Origin of the sequence: Streptomyces sp. NPDC053079 (assembly GCF_044546695.1) — a bacterium.
Lineage (GTDB): Bacteria > Actinomycetota > Actinomycetes > Streptomycetales > Streptomycetaceae > Streptomyces.
The window spans coordinates 206,822-223,260 of sequence record NZ_JBITZJ010000005.1; the positions used below are offsets into that span (position 1 = coordinate 206,822).

General features: G+C 73.2%; 14 protein-coding genes and 1 pseudogene. 8 read left to right on the forward strand and 7 right to left on the reverse strand.

Going from position 1 to position 16,439, the window contains the following annotated elements; genetic code table 11:
- Positions 1-20: 20 nt before the first annotated feature.
- Positions 21-926, reverse strand: coding sequence for a LysR family transcriptional regulator (locus ACIGXW_RS19950; protein WP_399574218.1), 906 nt, complete (start codon positions 924-926; stop codon positions 21-23).
- 95 nt (positions 927-1,021) lie between these two features.
- On the opposite strand from ACIGXW_RS19950, the gene ACIGXW_RS19955 reads away from it, so the two are divergent.
- Positions 1,022-1,996 carry an EamA family transporter gene (locus tag ACIGXW_RS19955; RefSeq protein ID WP_399574220.1) on the forward strand — a complete coding sequence of 325 codons (975 nt, stop codon included), beginning with the start codon at positions 1,022-1,024 and terminating at the stop codon, positions 1,994-1,996.
- Here ACIGXW_RS19955 and ACIGXW_RS19960 read toward each other — a convergent pair.
- Positions 1,878-2,660, reverse strand: a pseudogene (locus tag ACIGXW_RS19960) (sugar phosphate isomerase/epimerase family protein); the annotation flags it as partial. The gene ACIGXW_RS19955 and the pseudogene ACIGXW_RS19960 sit on opposite strands and share 119 nt — an antisense overlap.
- A gap of 67 nt (positions 2,661-2,727) precedes the next feature.
- On the opposite strand from ACIGXW_RS19960, the gene ACIGXW_RS19965 reads away from it, so the two are divergent.
- The 5 genes from ACIGXW_RS19965 to ACIGXW_RS19985 all read left to right on the forward strand — a co-directional run bounded on the left by ACIGXW_RS19965 (position 2,728) and on the right by ACIGXW_RS19985 (position 9,889).
- A complete protein-coding gene (locus ACIGXW_RS19965; protein ID WP_071963546.1) occupies positions 2,728-3,897 on the forward strand; it encodes a Gfo/Idh/MocA family protein in 1,170 nt (389 codons plus the stop codon).
- Positions 3,894-5,045 carry a dihydrodipicolinate synthase family protein gene (locus ACIGXW_RS19970; protein ID WP_399574221.1) on the forward strand — a complete coding sequence of 384 codons (1,152 nt, stop codon included), beginning with the start codon at positions 3,894-3,896 and terminating at the stop codon, positions 5,043-5,045. Before ACIGXW_RS19965 ends, ACIGXW_RS19970 begins: the two co-directional genes overlap by 4 nt.
- On the forward strand, positions 5,042-5,875 hold the full coding sequence (locus ACIGXW_RS19975; protein ID WP_399574223.1) for a sugar phosphate isomerase/epimerase family protein: 834 nt from the start codon (positions 5,042-5,044) through the stop codon (positions 5,873-5,875). Before ACIGXW_RS19970 ends, ACIGXW_RS19975 begins: the two co-directional genes overlap by 4 nt.
- 326 nt (positions 5,876-6,201) lie before the next feature.
- The gene (locus ACIGXW_RS19980) at positions 6,202-8,430 is read left to right on the forward strand and encodes an ATP-dependent RecD-like DNA helicase (RefSeq protein WP_071963549.1); all 2,229 of its coding nucleotides are present in this window, start codon (positions 6,202-6,204) and stop codon (positions 8,428-8,430) included.
- Positions 8,431-8,599: 169 nt separating this feature from the next.
- Positions 8,600-9,889, forward strand: a complete 1,290-nt coding sequence (locus tag ACIGXW_RS19985) for a citrate synthase (protein WP_071963550.1) — start codon at positions 8,600-8,602, stop codon at positions 9,887-9,889.
- Positions 9,890-10,390: 501 nt separating this feature from the next.
- Here the strand turns inward: ACIGXW_RS19985 and ACIGXW_RS19990 are convergent.
- The 5 genes from ACIGXW_RS19990 to ACIGXW_RS20010 form a co-directional block, all read right to left on the reverse strand.
- Complete coding sequence (locus tag ACIGXW_RS19990) at positions 10,391-10,603, reverse strand: heavy-metal-associated domain-containing protein (protein ID WP_079273942.1); 213 nt, start codon at positions 10,601-10,603, stop codon at positions 10,391-10,393.
- 111 nt (positions 10,604-10,714) lie between these two features.
- Positions 10,715-10,921 (reverse strand): MerR family transcriptional regulator, encoded by a 207-nt coding sequence (locus tag ACIGXW_RS19995; protein WP_071963552.1) that lies wholly within the window; start codon positions 10,919-10,921, stop codon positions 10,715-10,717.
- A gap of 205 nt (positions 10,922-11,126) precedes the next feature.
- On the reverse strand, positions 11,127-12,128 hold the full coding sequence (locus tag ACIGXW_RS20000) for a Gfo/Idh/MocA family oxidoreductase (RefSeq protein WP_399574642.1): 1,002 nt from the start codon (positions 12,126-12,128) through the stop codon (positions 11,127-11,129).
- Positions 12,129-12,194: 66 nt separating this feature from the next.
- Complete coding sequence (locus tag ACIGXW_RS20005; protein ID WP_399574225.1) at positions 12,195-13,232, reverse strand: Gfo/Idh/MocA family protein; 1,038 nt, start codon at positions 13,230-13,232, stop codon at positions 12,195-12,197.
- Between the two features lie 35 nt (positions 13,233-13,267).
- Complete coding sequence (locus ACIGXW_RS20010) at positions 13,268-14,194, reverse strand: TIM barrel protein (RefSeq protein WP_071963555.1); 927 nt, start codon at positions 14,192-14,194, stop codon at positions 13,268-13,270.
- A 216-nt stretch (positions 14,195-14,410) separates the two neighbouring features.
- Here ACIGXW_RS20010 and iolC point away from each other — a divergent pair, with 216 nt between their 5' ends.
- On the forward strand, positions 14,411-15,436 hold the full coding sequence (gene iolC / locus ACIGXW_RS20015) for a 5-dehydro-2-deoxygluconokinase (protein ID WP_399574227.1): 1,026 nt from the start codon (positions 14,411-14,413) through the stop codon (positions 15,434-15,436).
- Positions 15,433-16,323, forward strand: coding sequence for a deoxyribose-phosphate aldolase (locus ACIGXW_RS20020; protein ID WP_360909713.1), 891 nt, complete (start codon positions 15,433-15,435; stop codon positions 16,321-16,323). The genes iolC and ACIGXW_RS20020 overlap by 4 nt, the downstream gene beginning before the upstream one ends.
- Positions 16,324-16,439: the final 116 nt, after the last annotated feature.

Consider the following 16,439-nt stretch of genomic DNA (forward strand, 5'->3'; position numbering starts at 1 on the left):
CGACTGGTCAAAAGGACTGGTCACAGCGACCGCGCCGGCCACTGCTCACGCAGCAGCCGCACGGTCTCGCTGATCGCCGGCCGGCGGGCCGCGCCCGTGCGCCAGTAGGTGAACAGCCGCCGTACGGGGACGGGTTCGAGCGGCACGGCCAGCACGCCGTCGGGAATCGGGCCCCGCCCCAGGCGGGGCAGCAGCGCGATGCCCAGGCCCGCCGCGACGAGGGCGAGCTGGGTGTGGTTCTCGGCGGCCTGGTAGGCGAGGTCCGGCTCGCTGCCGCCGGCGCGCAGGGTGCGTACCAGCCAGTCGTGGCAGACCGTGTCGGGCGGCTGGCAGATCCAGCGCTGGTGCGCCAGGTCCGCGTGGCTCAGCCGTTCCCGCCCGGCCAGCGGGTGACCCCGCGGCACCAGCACGTCGCACAGGTCGTCGCCGATCCGCGCCCGGCCCAGCCCCTCCGGCGCGGGCAGCGGCGCGATGTCCCACTCGAAGGTGACCGTCAGATCGAGCACCCCCTGGGCCACCAGGCCGACGGACAGGTGAGGGTCGACCTCGACCAGGCGGGCGTCCAGGGCGGCGTGCTCGCGGGCCAGGGCGGCCAGCACGCCCGGCAGGAGGCCGCGTGCGGCCGACGCGAACGCCCCGATCACCAGGCGCCCCGCCGGCACCCCGCGCTGCTCCTCCAGAGCGGTCTCCGCCCGCTCGACCATCGCCAGCAGCTCCTGCGCGGTGTCCGCCAGCCGGACCGCCGCGTCGGTCAGCGCCACTCCGCGCCCCCGGCGCTCCAGCAAGGTGGTGCGGGTCTCGCGCTCCAGCTTGGTGATCGACTGGGAGACGGCGGAGGGGGTGTACCCCAGGGCGACTGCGGCGGCGCTGACCGAGCCGTGGACGGACACGGCGTGCAGGGCCCGCAGGCGGGACAGGTCCAACATGGTCTTCCGAACCCCCCATTGTTGAGTGTTGCTGAATCCCATCATGAAGAAGTGCGCGCTGGTGCTACATGGTGGGTGCACGTGATCCTCTTGGCATGCGACCACTGCACATAGCCCTGGCCGTCGCCGTCGCGGCCTTGTGGGGCGTCAACTTCGTCGTCATCCACGTCGGGCTCGAACACTTCCCGCCCCTGCTCTTCTGCGGCTTGCGCTTCCTCGCGGCCGCACTGCCCGCGGTCTTCCTCGTGCGGCGGCCGTCGGTGAAGTGGCGGTGGATCATCGGGGTCGGACTGGCGCTCGGAGTGGGCAAGTTCGGGCTGCTGTTCGTCGGCATGCACGCGGGGATGCCGACCGGGCTGTCCTCGCTGGTCCTGCAGGCGCAGGCGGTCTTCACCGCCCTCTTCGCCATGGCCGCCCTCGCCGAACGCCCGGGAAGGGTACGGCTGGCGGGCATGGCCGTGGCTCTGGCGGGCATCGCGGTGGCCGCCGTCGACGAGGGCGCCTCCGGGCCTCTGCTCGGCTTCGCCCTGGTCGTGATCGCGGCGGCCTTCTGGGGCGTGTCCAACATCCTGACCCGCAAGGCCGCGCCGGAGGACGCCCTGGGCTTCACCGTGTGGATCAGCACCGTCCCGGTGCTGCCGCTGTTGCTGCTCTCCCTCGTCTTCGAGGGCCCGGCCGCCGACGCCGAGGCCCTGCGCTCCCTCGACTGGAGCGGCGTCGGCGCCCTGCTGTTCGTCGCCTGGGTCAGCACCGTGCTCGGCTTCGGTGCCTGGAGCTTCCTGTTGCGCACCTACGACGCCTCGGCCGTCGCCCCGTTCTCCCTGCTCGTGCCGGTCTTCGGTATGTCCTCGGCGGCGCTGCTGCTGGGCGAGGGCGTGAGCCCGCTGCGGTGGTGCGCGGCGGTGCTGCTGGTGGGCGGCGTCGCGGTCACCTCGCTGGCGGGGCGGCGGCGACCAGCCCCCGCAGATACTCCGCTCCCGGCCCCGCCAGCTGAGCGAACTCGGCCGCCTGCGGATGCCAGCGCTTCTCGTACTCCCAGCACAGCCAGCCGTCCCAGCCGGCACGGCTGAGCGCCCCCACGCAGGCGCCCAGCGGCAGCACGCCCGAGCCCAGCGGCAGCGGCGCGCTCTCCTGCGCCGAGGCGACGTCCTTGACCTGTACGTAGCCCAGGTGCGGGGCCAGGGCCGGGAAGCTGACGGCGGGCTCCTCCCCGCCCAGCCAGGTGTGCAGCACGTCCCACAGCGCACCGATGCTGCCGTGCCCCACCGGACCCAGGATCCGCACCGCGTCCTGGGCCCTGCGGTGCGAGTCGTGGGTCTCCAGCAGAACGCGTACGCCCGAGTCGGCGGCGAGCGGCGCGACGGTGGCCAGGCGGCGCGCCGCGACCGCGTCGGCCTCCTCCGCCGGCTGTCGCCCGCCGCCGGGGAACACCCGCACGAACGGCGCCCCAAGGTCCGAGGCGAGCCGGATCAGGGCGTCCAGCTCGGCCAGGACCGGCTCGTCGGGCCCCGGCGCGGCGACCTGGGCGTACCCGGCCAGCGCCAGGATCTCCACTCCCGCCCCGGCGAACTGCTCGGCCGTCGCCGCCCGCTGCGCGAGGCCGATGCCCGGGTGCACGGGTTCCTCCGGGTCGGCCCTCAGCTCGACCCCGTCGTAGCCGTGCGCACGGGCGAGCCGTACGACGTCGCTCAGGCACGTTCCGGGCACACCGAGAGTGGAGAAGGCCAGCTTCATGCTGATCGGTTTCCCCGTTACGCGGTGGGAAATGCCCCTGGTGCCGAAGACGGGAGGATCCGGGCAGATGACGGTCAGGAACATACGCATCGCCATGAACGGCGTCACCGGCCGCATGGGCCACCGCCAGCACCTCGTGCGCTCCGTCCTCGCCCTGCGCGAACAGGGCGGCATCGACGCCGGCGACGGCGTGCGGCTGTGGCCCGATCCGGTTCTCGTGGGCCGCGACGGGCGCAAGCTGGCGGCGCTCGCCGCCCGCCACGGGATCAGCTGCTGGTCCACCGACCTCGACGCCGTCCTCGCCGACCCGGCCGTCGAGGTCTACTTCGACGCCCAGGTCACCGCCGCCCGCGAGGCCGCCGTGCGCAAGGCCATAGCGGCGGGCAAGCACGTCTACTGCGAGAAGCCCACCGCCGCCGGCCACGCGGGCGCCCTCGCCCTGGCCCGCCTCGCCGAACGGGCCGGGGTGCGGCACGGAGTCGTCCAGGACAAGCTCTTCCTGCCCGGCCTGCGCAAGCTCAAGCGACTCGCCGACGGCGGCTTCTTCGGCAGGGTGCTGTCCGTGCGCGGCGAGTTCGGCTACTGGGTCTTCGAAGGCGACTGGCAGCCCGCGCAGCGGCCCTCGTGGAACTACCGGGCCCACGACGGCGGCGGCATCGCGGCCGACATGTTCCCCCACTGGGAGTACGTCCTGCGCGAGCTGGCCGGACCCGTACGGGCCGTCCAGGCGCGGCTGGTCACCCACATTCCGCGCCGCTGGGACGAACGGGGCGCCGCCTACGAGGCGACCGCCGACGACGCCGCCTACGCGGTCTTCGAACTGGAGGGCGGAGCCATCGCACAGTTCAACTCCTCCTGGGCGGTGCGGGTGCACCGCGACGAGCTGCTGGAACTGCAGATCGACGGCACCGAGGGCTCGGCCGTCGCGGGCCTGCGCACCTGCCGCGCGCAGCACCGCTCCGCCACCCCCAGGCCCGTATGGGACCCCGACCTGCCCGCCGGCCAGGACTTCCGCGCCCAGTGGCAGGAAGTGCCGGACAACGGGGACGGCGGGGACGACGGCGTGCACCCCAACGCCTTCAAGGCGCAGTGGGAGCTGTTCCTGCGCCATGTGGCCCTCGGCGAGCCCTGGCGCTTCGACCTGCACGCGGGCGCCCGCGGGGTGCAGCTGGCGGAGCTGGCCCGGCGGTCCTCCGCCGAGGGGCGCCGGGTGGCCGTGCCGGAGTCCGCGCCGTGATCCGGCTGCCGGACGCGACCGGCGCGCTGCGCCCGTACGAGCCCCGTCCCGCGGCGCCCGTGCCACCGGGGCCGCCTCCTGCGAGCCGCACGCTCTACGCGGCCGCCCACATCGTCGTGGACCCCTTCGGCGACACCACCCCCTTCGGCCGGGCCGGCCTCGACTGGGACGCCACGCTCGCCTTCCGCCGCCACCTGTGGGCGCACGGCCTCGGGGTGGCCGAGGCGATGGACACCGCCCAGCGCGGCATGGGCCTGGACTGGCCGGCCGCCGCCGAGCTCGTGCGGCGCTCCGCCGCCGAGGCGCGGGCCGTGGGCGGCCTCCTGGTGTGCGGGGCGGGCACGGACCAGCTGGAGCCGCCCTACGGCCGTCTGGAGGCCGTCGTGGCGGCCTACGAGGAACAGCTGGCGGTGGTGGAGGCGGCGGGTGCCCGGGCCGTCGTCATGGGCTCGCGCGCCCTGGCCGCCGTCGCCACCGGGCCGGAGCACTACGAGGAGGTTTACGGCCGGCTGCTGCGCCAAACGGCCGAACCGGTGATCCTCCACTGGCTCGGCCCCATGTTCGACCCCGCGCTGGAGGGCTACTGGGGCAGCGGCGACCCGGAGGCGGCCACCGAGACCCTCCTGCGGATCGTGGCGGCCCACCCGGACAAGGTCGACGGGGTGAAGGTGTCGCTGCTGGACGCCGGGCGCGAGCGAGAACTGAGGCGACGGCTGCCCGCCGCAGTGCGCTGCTACACCGGCGACGACCTGCACTACCCCGCTCTCCTCGAGGGCGACGGACACGCGCACAGCCACGCCCTGCTGGGGGCCCTCGACCCGCTGGGCCCGCTCGCCGCCCACGCCGTGCGCCTGCTCGACGCCGGTGACGGGCCCGGCTACCGGGCCGCCCTCGACGCGACCGTCCCCCTGGCCCGGCACCTCTTCGAGCCGCCGACCCGCTGCTACAAGACGGGCATCGTCCTGCTGGCCTGGCTCGCCGGCCACCAGCGGCACTTCACGATGGCCGGCGGCCTGCACGCCGCACGCCCGCTGCCGCACCTGGCGCGGGCCTACGAACTGGCCGACGGCCTCGGCCTGTTCCCGGACCCGGCGGCGGCCGAGGCCCGGATGGCCGCTCTGCTGGCGGTCCACGGGGTCGGGCGGTGACGCGGCCGCCGGAGCGGCTGAGCCTGAACCAGCAGACGGTGCGCCAGTGGTCGCTGCCCGAGCTGGCGGCGGGCTGCGCGGCCGCCGGGGTGCGGGCCGTCGGGCTGTGGCGGGAGCCCGTGCGGCAGTACGGGGTGCGGGCCGCCGCCCGGCTCGTACGCGACGCCGGACTGGCCGTCAGCAGCCTGTGCCGCGGCGGCTTCCTCACGGCGTCCGATCCGGCCGGCCGCACCGCCGCGCTCGCCGACAACCGCGCCGCGATCGAGGAGGCGGCCGCTCTCGGCACCGCCACGCTCGTGCTGGTCTCCGGCGGCCTGCCGCCCGGCAGCCGGGACCTGGCCGGCGCCCGCGAGCGGGTGGCCGACGCCCTCGCCGAGCTGGCCCCGTACGCGGCCGGACACGGGGTGCGGCTGGCGATCGAGCCGCTGCATCCGATGTTCGCCTCCGACCGCTGTGTGGTCTCCACCCTCCGCCAGGCCCTCGACCTCGCCGAGCGGTTCCCCGCCGACCGGGTGGGCGTCGTCGTGGACACCTACCACCTGTGGTGGGACGACACGGTCGCCGAGCAGCTCGAACGGGCGGGCCGCGGCGGGCGCGTCGCGGCCTTCCAGCTCGCCGACTGGGTCACCCCGCTGCCCGAGGGCGTCCTGCTGGGGCGGGGGCAGCTCGGGGACGGGTGCGTGGACCTGCGGTGGTTCCGCCGGCGCCTCGACGCGGTGGGCTACGCGGGCCCGGCCGAGGTGGAGATCTTCCATCCGGGGCTGTGGCGGCGGCCCGGAGCGGAGGTGCTGGCGGAGGTGATCGACCGTTATCGCGCCCATGTGCAGTGAACTGCGGGTTCCACACGTCATGTAACGGAACGATAACGCTTCGGAATCGCTGCAACCCTTCGGGGCCCAGGTGGGTCGTTATGGGCATCAGGCTTCCCGGGGAGGGATCCGGGGGGATTCGGGGAAGCCGGTTCCGGGGGGAACGCGAGGGGCTCGGTCGTCGGACCGGGCCCCTCGAATCATTGCGAACCGGTCCGGTCGGAATGTTTTCCGCCCGGGCGCGGGAGGGGGCCGGGACCGGCCCGGCAGATGGCGGCCCAGGAAGCGGAACCACGGCTGCCCACAGGCCCGAACGCCCTGTCGGACCCCGGCGGTACCGTCGGGGCATGGTGCAACTGGCAGTGGTCGAAGGGGTCCTCGAGCGGATCACCTACGCCAACGAGGAGAGCGGCTACACCGTCGCCCGCGTCGACACCGGCCGCGGCGGCGGCGACCTCCTCACGGTGGTCGGCTCGCTCCTCGGCGCGCAGCCGGGCGAGTCGCTGCGCCTGGAGGGCCGCTGGGGCTCCCACCCGCAGTACGGGCGGCAGTTCACGGTGGAGAACTACACCACCGTCCTGCCCGCCACCATCCAGGGCATCCGCCGTTACCTGGGCTCCGGCCTGATCAAGGGCATCGGGCCGCGCATCGCCGACCGCATCGTCAGTCACTTCGGCACCGACACCCTCGACGTCATCGAGTCCGAGCCCAAGCGCCTGATCGAGGTGCCCGGCCTGGGGCCCAAGCGCACCAAGTCCATCGGCGCCGCCTGGGAGGAGCAGAAGGCCATCAAGGAGGTCATGGTCTTCCTGCAGGGCGTCGGCGTCTCCACCTCCATCGCCGTGCGCATTTACAAGAAGTACGGCGACGCCTCGATCTCCGTCGTCCGCAACCAGCCCTACCGGCTGGCCGCCGACGTGTGGGGCATCGGCTTCCTGACCGCCGACCGCATCGCCCAGTCCGTCGGCATCCCGCACGACAGCCCCGAGCGGGTCAAGGCCGGACTGCAGTACGCCCTGTCCCAGTCCGCCGACCAGGGCCACTGCTTCCTGCCCGAGGAGCGGCTGATCGCCGACGCGGTCAAGCTGCTCCAGGTCGACACCGGGCTCGTCATCGACTGCCTCGGCGAACTGGCCGCCGAGGAGGAGGGCGTGGTCCGCGAGAGCGTCCCCGGGCCGGACGGCGGGGAGCCGGTCACCGCCGTCTACCTCGTCCCCTTCCACCGCGCCGAGCTCTCCCTGGCGGGGCAGCTGACGCGGCTGCTGCGCACGCAGGACGACCGGCTGGCCGCCTTCGCCGACGTCGACTGGGACAAGGCCCTGCTCTGGCTCGCCGGCCGCACGGGCGCCGAGCTGGCGCCCGAGCAGCAGGAGGCGGTGCGCCTCGCGCTCACCAGCCGGGTCGCGGTCCTCACCGGCGGACCGGGCTGCGGCAAGTCCTTCACCGTGCGGTCCGTGGTCGAGCTGGCCCGGGCCAAGAAGGCCAAGGTGGTGCTGGCCGCGCCCACCGGCCGGGCCGCCAAGCGGCTGTCCGAGCTCACCGGTGCCGACGCCTCCACCGTGCACCGGCTGCTGGAGCTCAAGCCCGGCGGCGACGCGGCGTACGACCGGGAGAGACCGCTGGACGCCGACCTGGTGGTCGTCGACGAGGCCTCCATGCTCGATCTGCTGCTCGCCAACAAGCTGGTCAAGGCCGTGCCGCCGGGCGCCCACCTGCTGCTCGTGGGGGACGTGGACCAGCTGCCGTCGGTGGGGGCCGGGGAGGTGCTGCGCGACCTCCTCGCCCCGCAGAGCCCCGTCCCCGCGGTCCGGCTCACCCGCATCTTCCGGCAGGCGCAGCAGTCCGGCGTGGTGACGAATGCACACCGCATCAACTCCGGGGTGCAGCCCATCACTCAAGGGATGACGGATTTCTATCTCTTCCCCGAGGAGGACACCGAGGAGGCCGGCCGGCTCACCGTGGACGTGGCCGCCCGGCGCGTCCCCGCGAAGTTCGGGCTCGACCCGCGCCGGGACGTGCAGGTGCTGGCCCCCATGCACCGCGGCCCGGCCGGCGCGGGCACCCTCAACGGCCTCCTGCAGCAGGCCATTACGCCCGCACGGCCCGATCTGCCCGAGCGGCGCTTCGGCGGCCGGGTCTTCCGGGTGGGCGACAAGGTCACCCAGATCCGCAACAACTACGAGAAGGGGCGGAACGGCGTCTTCAACGGCACGGTGGGCGTGGTCACGGCCCTGGACGCCGTCGAGCAGCGGCTGACCGTGCGCACCGACGAGGACGAGGAGGTCGACTACGACTTCGACGAACTGGACGAACTCGCCCATGCCTATGCCGTGACCATCCACCGCTCCCAGGGAAGTGAATATCCGGCCGTGGTGATCCCCGTCACCACCGGTGCCTGGATGATGCTGCAGCGCAATCTTCTCTATACCGCCGTTACCAGGGCGAAACGATTGGTGGTGCTGGTCGGCTCGCGGCGCGCCCTGGCCCAGGCGGTGCGCACGGTCTCGGCGGGCAGGCGCTTCACGGCCCTGGATCACCGGCTCGCGGGGGGCGGTGGAGGTGGTGTTCGTCTCTGACCGGTTTACCAATCAGGGCGAACGGGGCAGGATGGGCAGGCTGGACGGCACTCAGTGCCGTCTTTAGGCCCTATGGCCGACCCCGAGTGCACGTACATCGTCCAAATGGGGGAAGGTAGGGGTAGTCAGGGCACCTCGAAGAAGAGGCACAACGTCGGTGAGGGATGACGTGAGCGACAACTCTGTAGTACTGCGGTACGGGGACGGCGAATACACCTACCCGGTGGTCGACAGCACCGTCGGCGACAAGGGCTTCGATATCGGCAAGCTCCGTGCGCAGACCGGTCTGGTGACCCTGGACTCCGGCTACGGCAACACCGCCGCCTACAAGTCCGCGATCACCTACCTCGACGGCGAGCAGGGCATCCTGCGCTACCGCGGCTACCCGATCGAGCAGCTCGCCGAGCGCAGCTCGTTCCTGGAGACGGCGTTCCTGCTGATCAACGGTGAGCTGCCGACCGTCGACGAGCTGGCGGCGTTCAAGGGTGAGATCACCCAGCACACGCTGCTGCACGAGGACGTCAAGCGGTTCTACGACGGCTTCCCGCGTGACGCCCACCCGATGGCCATGCTGTCGTCCGTGGTCAGCGCGCTGTCCACCTTCTACCAGGACAGCCACAACCCGTTCGACGAGAAGCAGCGCCACCTGTCCACGATCCGGCTGCTCGCCAAGCTGCCGACGATCGCGGCCTACGCGTACAAGAAGTCGATCGGTCACCCGGTCGTCTACCCGCGCAACGACCTCGGCTACGTCGAGAACTTCCTGCGCATGACCTTCTCGGTGCCCGCCGCGGAGTACGAGCTGGACCCGGTCGTCGTCAGCGCCCTGGACAAGCTGCTGATCCTGCACGCCGACCACGAGCAGAACTGCTCCACCTCGACCGTGCGCCTGGTGGGCTCCTCGCAGGCGAACATGTTCGCCTCGATCTCCGCGGGCATCAGCGCCCTGTGGGGCCCGCTGCACGGTGGCGCCAACCAGTCGGTGCTGGAGATGCTCGAGGGCATCCAGGCCAACGGTGGCGACGTCGACTCCTTCATCCGCAAGGTGAAGAACAAGGAGGACGGCGTCCGCCTGATGGGCTTCGGGCACCGCGTCTACAAGAGCTTCGACCCCCGGGCGAAGATCATCAAGGCGGCGGCGCACGACGTCCTCTCGGCGCTCGGCAAGTCCGACGAGCTGCTGGACATCGCGCTGAAGCTGGAGGAGCACGCGCTCTCCGACGACTACTTCGTCTCGCGCAACCTCTACCCCAACGTGGACTTCTACACCGGTCTGATCTACCGGGCGATGGGCTTCCCCACCGAGATGTTCACCGTGCTCTTCGCGCTCGGCCGGCTCCCCGGCTGGATCGCCCAGTGGCACGAGATGATCAAGGAGCCCGGCTCCCGCATCGGCCGTCCGCGCCAGATCTACACGGGCGTCGTCGAGCGCGACTTCGTCCCCGTCGAGGAGCGCTGACCCTCCCCGGCCACCGCCGGGAGGCCGCCCGCGGCCCGTACGCAGGAAGGCGCCCCGCACCTCACCGGTGCGGGGCGCCTTCGCGTGTCCGCGTGTGGGGGAGCCGTCCGCAGACGTCGCCCGCCGCGACCGCCCGCCCTGTGTGTACCGGTCATATGTGTACACAGCATGTGAAAAGCGCCCCGACACCGATCCCCCCACGGGTCGGAGCGAGGCGCTTTCCTGCCCCGGCACGGATTCCCCCCACGGGATCCGGCCGGGAGCGGACGGACGCGATCTGCCGGGACGCGTACGTACGGGAGGGCCGCTCAAAGCTCCCCGGGTACGTGCCCCGGCCACGCGTGGCCGGTCCGTCCCCCAAGACGACCCAGCACTGCCTGGTTAGACCAATGTCCCCCCGCGATGGTTACCTCCCAATCGCTGTGATCTAGGTCTCCCGGAGCAAGTGGACGTAAAAGGGCAAGACCCTACTTGTAGGGATTGCGTGAAAATCGGTCCGGCTCAGCCCTGCCCGACGAGCTCGTAGCCGGCCTCGTCCACCGCGGCGCGGACGGCCGCGTCGTCCAGCGGGGCCTCGGAGACCACGGTGACCTCGCCCGTGGCGGCGACGGCCGCGACCGAGGTGACGCCGCCGATCGCGGAGATCTCGCTGGTGACCGCGGACTCGCAGTGGCCGCAGGTCATGCCGGTCACCTTGTAGACGGTGGTGGTCATGGGCGTACTCCTCGGAAAGTGTCGTGCCGTGCTTTCTGGTGCGGACAGCACTTTACCCCCCGGGGGTATTCCCCGGAGGGTAAAGGGCAGGGATTTAAGGTTTCTTCGGGGTCAGGACCTGCCGCGCGCACGGCCGTTGCGGCCGGGACGCTGCGTCACCCACGTCCGGATGGTGTCGGCGAACCAGAACGGTCTGCCGCCCTCGGTGAGATCGGGAGCGGGCAGCATCCCGTGTTTGCGGTACGAGCGCACGGTATCGGTCTGGACGCCGATGTGTGCCGCGATTTCCTTGTAGGACCAGAGTCGACGGTCGGTCATCTCTCGCGCCTCTCCGCTGCGCCGCAGCCACGGAGGGGGGTCCGTTGGGGGAGCTGCGGCGCGGCCGTTCTTGATCGCTAGCCTGTCCCCGGACAACGACGGAGAGTGACTGTGGCGGAGCGCTGTCGGCCTTCTGTGACGGAAAGCTCGCGCGGGCGTGACGACCGTGACGGGAAGGTGACTCGGTAACAGCAGGCGGCGGGCCTCAGCCGGCGAACGGCTCCACCCGCACGGGCCGGTTCTCCCGGCGGGAGAGTTCACAGGCCTCCGCGACGAGCAGCGCCCGCAGCCCCTCCCGGCCCGGGCAGGGGTTGCCGGCCATCCCCCGCGCGGCCCGGGCGAACGCGGCCAGCTCCGCGCGGTAGGCGTCCGCGAACCGCTCCAGGAAGCTGGGCCAGGGCCGCTCGGGCCCCGCCGGACCGTCCGGCTCCGCCGACGTCATGGGCGTCCGTGCGCCGAGCCCGGCCACCCACTGGTCGCGCTCGCCCGACAGCTCCATCCGCACGTCGTACCCCGCGCCGTTGTAACGGGTGGCGGTCGCCGTCACCAGCGTGCCGTCGTCCAGGGTGAGCAGGGCGGTGGCGGTGTCCACGTCGCCCGCCTCCCGGAAGAAGGCCGCGCCGCCGTTCGAGCCCCGCGCGTACACCTCCACCACCTCACGGCCCGTCATCCAGCGCACGGCGTCGACGTCGTGGACCAGGCAGTCGCGGAACAGCCCGCCGGACAGCGGCACGAACTCCGCCGGCGGCGGCACGGCGTCGGAGTTGACGCACCGGATGGTGTGCACCCGCCCCAGCGCCCCCGACCGCAGCGCCTGGCGCGCCGCCTTGAAGCCGGCGTCGAAGCGGCGCTGGAAGCCGATCTGCAGCAGCGTGCCCGCCGCCTCCACCTCGCGCAGCGCGGCGGCCGTGCCCGCCGGGTCCAGCGCCAGCGGCTTCTCGCAGAAGGCGGGCAGCCCGGCCCGGGCCGCCCGGGTGATCAGCTCCGCGTGGGCGCTGGTGGCGGTGGCGATGACCACGGCGTCGCTCGCCGCGAGGACCTCCTCCGCCGACCCGACGGCACGGGCTCCGGCCACGCGCCCCGCCAGCGCCCGCGCCCTGGCGGGCTCGGCGTCGGCGATCACCAGCTCGCCGACCCCTTCCGTCGCGGCCAGCGCCCCCGCGTGGAACGATCCGATCCGGCCCGCGCCGAGCAGGCCGACGCGCAGGCGGTCACCGGTCATGGTCTCCCCGTCCGTTCCATGGTCGTCGCTGCGGCCGGCTCGCGGTGGCGGTCACCGCCCGGCGGGGCCCGGCGCGTACAGGGCCGGGCGTTCGGCGAGCGCGACCGTCGTGCGCCCGCCGCTCTCCTGGGCCCGTACGCCCGCCTCGCAGACGGCCGCCGCCGCGTAACCGTCCCAGGCGCTCGGGCCGGTCGTCTCACCGCGCCGGGTGGCGTCCACCCAGGCCTGCACCTGGCGGTCGTAGGCGTCCCGGAAGCGCACCACGTAGTCCTGGGCGATCTCCCCGCCCCACCGCCCGGCAGCGTTGACGTACAGCCCGTGGGCGTCGCCGGCCCGCGCGGTGCCGCTCTCGCCGACTGCTTCGCAGCGCACCTGGTAGCCGAAGCCGCAGTTGACGAAGATCTCGACGTCGACGACCGCGCCGCCGGAGGTCTCCAGGAGTACGAGCTGGGGGTCGCTCAGGGCCTGGGGCGCGGCAGAGGAGGGGGCCGGCCGCAGGACGGTGACGGCGGTGATCTCCTGCTCCAGCAGCCAGCGCGTGACGTCGATCTCGTGCACCACCGAGTCGTTGATCATCATGCGGCTGGTGAAGCCCGGCGGCGTCGAGGCGTTGCGGTGGGTGCAGTGCAGCATCAGCGGCCGCCCGAGCCCGCCCGCGTCCAGCAGCGCCTTCAGCTGGGCGAACTCCGCGTCGTAGCGGCGCATGAAGCCCACCTGCACCCGCCGGTGGCCCAGCCGCTCCTCCGCCTGGACCACCCGCAGGGCGGACGCGGCGTCCGGGGTGAGCGGCTTCTCGCACAGCACGGGCAGGTCGTGCGCGAACGCCTCCAGCAGCGCGGCCTCGTGGGCCGGGCCGGGGGAGGCGACGAGCACGGCGTCGACGTCGGCGGAGGCCATGGCGGCGGCCGGGTCGGTGTAGGCGGTGCAGCCGTCGACGCGGGCGGCCACCGTCTTGGCGCGCTCGCCGTCGATGTCGACGACGGCGGCCACCCGTGCCCCGCTGATGACCTCGTCGAGGCGCCGGACGTGGTCCGAGCCCATCCTGCCGGTGCCGATCACGGCCACGCCGAGTGTTCCGTCTCGCGTCATCGCTGGTCCTCGCTGGTCCTCGGTGGGTGTCGTCGCTAGGCGCCGCAGGAGCGCAGGAAGGCGCGGGTGCGCCGGGCGATGGGCAGCGGCGCCTCGGGCGGGCAGGGGTACATGTCCTGCTCGACGATGGCGAACAGGTCCACGCCGAGCCCCTGCGCGGCGGCCAGGACGGGCTCCAGCGCAGGGATGCCGCGCGGCGGTTCGCACATCACGCCCTGCCGCACGGCCGGGCCGAAGGGGATGCCCTGGGCGCGCACGTCGGCCAGGACCGCCGGGTCCACCTGCTTGAGGTGGAGGTAGTCGATCCGCTCGCCGTAGGTCTTGATGAGCTTGACGCTGTCGCCGCCGCAGTAGGCGTAGTGCCCGGTGTCCAGGCAGAGGTTGACCAGGCCCGGGTCGGTGGCGTCGAGGAGGCGCTCGACGTGCGCCTCGGTGTCGATGTGGGTGTCGGCGTGGGGGTGGACGGCGATGGAGAGCCCGTACCTGCTCATGACCTCGCGCGCCAGGCGTTCCATGCCGGTGTTGAGATGGCGCCACTGCTCGGCGGTGAGCTCGGGGCTCTCGATGATTTCGGCCGTCTTGTCGTCGCGCCAGAAGGAGGGGATGACCACGAGGTGGTGCGCTCCCGTGGCCCGGGTCAGCTCGGCCACTCTGGCCACCTGCGCCCACGTCTCGTCCCAGACGGCGGGGCCGCGGTGCAGGGCGGTGAAGACCGTACCGGCGGAGACCTTCAGGCCCCGGCGGCCGGTCTCGTCACGCAGCCGGGCCGGGTCGGTGGGCAGATAGCCGTACGGGCCCAGCTCGATCCACTCGTAGCCGGCCTCGGACACCTCGTCCAGGAAGCGTTCCCAGGGAACCTGCGCCGGATCGTCGGCGAACCAGACGCCCCACGAATCCGGTGCGGAGCCGACGCGGATCCGGTTCAGGACGGGGGACAGGGGCGATGGGGCGGCGGCGTCCATGCGGCGGCTCTCCTCTCGCCGGTCGGCGTTGACCGGGCAAGGCTGGGGATGCCCGTAGCTTCCTGGTGCGGGCCGGGAGTGTCAAGGTTTCGTCCGGACATATAGACGTAACGTCAATACCCGCCCCGCGACGTCCTTATGTAAGGACAAATGCTTGACACCGCCGTGCGCCCCCGGCTAGACCTGAGCCCGGAACCGAAGGGCGGAGGGGAGATCATGACCGGTCCGTACGACCTCGTCACCATGGGCCGGGCCGGGGTGGACCTCTACCCCCTGCGCACCGGGGTGCCGCTGGCGGAGGTCGAGACGTTCGGGAGGTTCCTGGGCGGCTCGGCGGCCAACGTCGCGGTCGCCGCGGCCCGGCTGGGCCGCCGCACCGCCCTGATCAGCCGCACCGGCGACGACCCCTTCGGCGGCTACGTCCGCCGGGCGCTGCGCGACTTCGGCGTCGACGACCGCTGGGTGACGCCCGTGGCCGCCTACCCCACGCCCCTGACGTTCTGCGAGATCCACCCGCCGGACGACTTCCCGCTGTACTTCTACCGCCGCCCCAAGGCGCCCGACCTCGAGATCCACGCCGCCGAACTGGACCTGGACGCCGTCCGGGCGGCCCGGATCTTCTGGGTGACCGGTACGGGCCTGAGCGAGGAGCCCAGCCGGTCGGCGACCCTCGCCGCGCTCGCGGCGCGGGCCAAGCGCGGCACCACCGTCTTCGACCTCGACTGGCGGCCGATGTTCTGGGGCGGCGAGGGCGGCGCCTCCGGCGCCGGGGGCGCCACCGGCCCGGCCGCCATGGCCGCCGCCCGGCCCCACTACGCCGCGGCCCTCGCCCACGCCACCGTCGCCGTCGGCAACGCCGACGAATGCGAGGTCGCCACCGGCGAGCGCGAACCGTACGCCGCGGCCCGGGCACTGCTGGCCGCGGGCGTGGAGCTCGCCGTCGTCAAGCAGGGCCCCCAGGGCGTCCTCGCCGTCCACCGCGACGGCACCACCGCGCAGGTCCCGCCCGTGCCGGTGGAGGTCGTCAATGGCCTGGGCGCGGGCGACGCCTTCGGCGGCGCGCTGTGCCACGGGCTGCTCGCCGGCTGGGACCTGGAGCGCGCCGTGCGCTACGCCAACGCGGCGGGCGCGATCGTCGCCTCCCGGCTGGCGTGCTCGTCCGCCATGCCGACGGACGACGAGGTCGCCGTCCTCCTCGCCGACCGACCCGACCGCCCCATGGAAGCCGAGGGCACCTCGTGACGCCCATCCGTATCGCCGACCTGCCGACGGTGCGCAGCCGGCACCCCGAGGCCATCGCCGAGGCCGCCGCGCGGCGCGGGCGCCGGCCCCTGCTCGGCGACAGCGGCCGATTGATGATCATCGCCGCCGACCACACCGCGCGCGGCGCCCTCGGCGTCGCCGGCCGGAGCCTGGCGATGGCCAACCGGGCCGACCTGCTGGAGCGGCTCTGCCTCGCCCTCTCGCGCCCCGGCGTCGACGGCGTGCTCGCCACCGCCGACATCCTCGACGACCTGCTGCTGCTCGGCGCCCTCGAGAACAAGGTCGTCATGGGTTCCATGAACCGCGGCGGCCTCCTCGGCGCCTCCTTCGAGATGGACGACCGCTTCACCGGGCCCCGCGCGCACGACCTCGTCCGGCGCGGCTTCGACGCCGGCAAGCTGCTGCTGCGCATCGACTACGACGACCCCGGCTCCCTGACCACGATGGAGTCCGCCGCCCGCGCCATCGACGAGATGGCCGCCTGCCGGCTGCCGGTCTTCGTGGAGCCGTTCCTGTCCCGGCGCGTCGGCGGCACGGTCCGCAACGACCTCGGCGCGGAGGCCGTCACCACCTCCCTCGCCATCGCCTCGGGGCTCGGCGCCACGTCCGCGTACACCTGGCTGAAGGTCCCGGTCACCGACGACCCCGCCGCCATGGAGCGCGTGATGGAGGCGTCGACGCTCCCGGCGGTGCTGCTCGGCGGCGACGTCGGCGGCGACGCGGCCCGGCAGGAGGCCGCGTACGAACGCTGGCGCGCGGCGCTGCGGCTGCCGACCGTGCGGGGGCTGGTGGTGGGGCGGGCCCTGCTGTACCCGCCGGACGGCGATGTGGCGACGGCGGTGGACACGGCGGTGGGACTGCTGTGAGCGGCCGCGTGCCGGGCGGATCCTTCCCCTACCCGCCCTTTCACCATTTCCTGTCCTCAATCGCCGGACGGGCTCGAACCGAGCCCGTCTGGGGGGCACCTCCCAGCGTTAGCTGG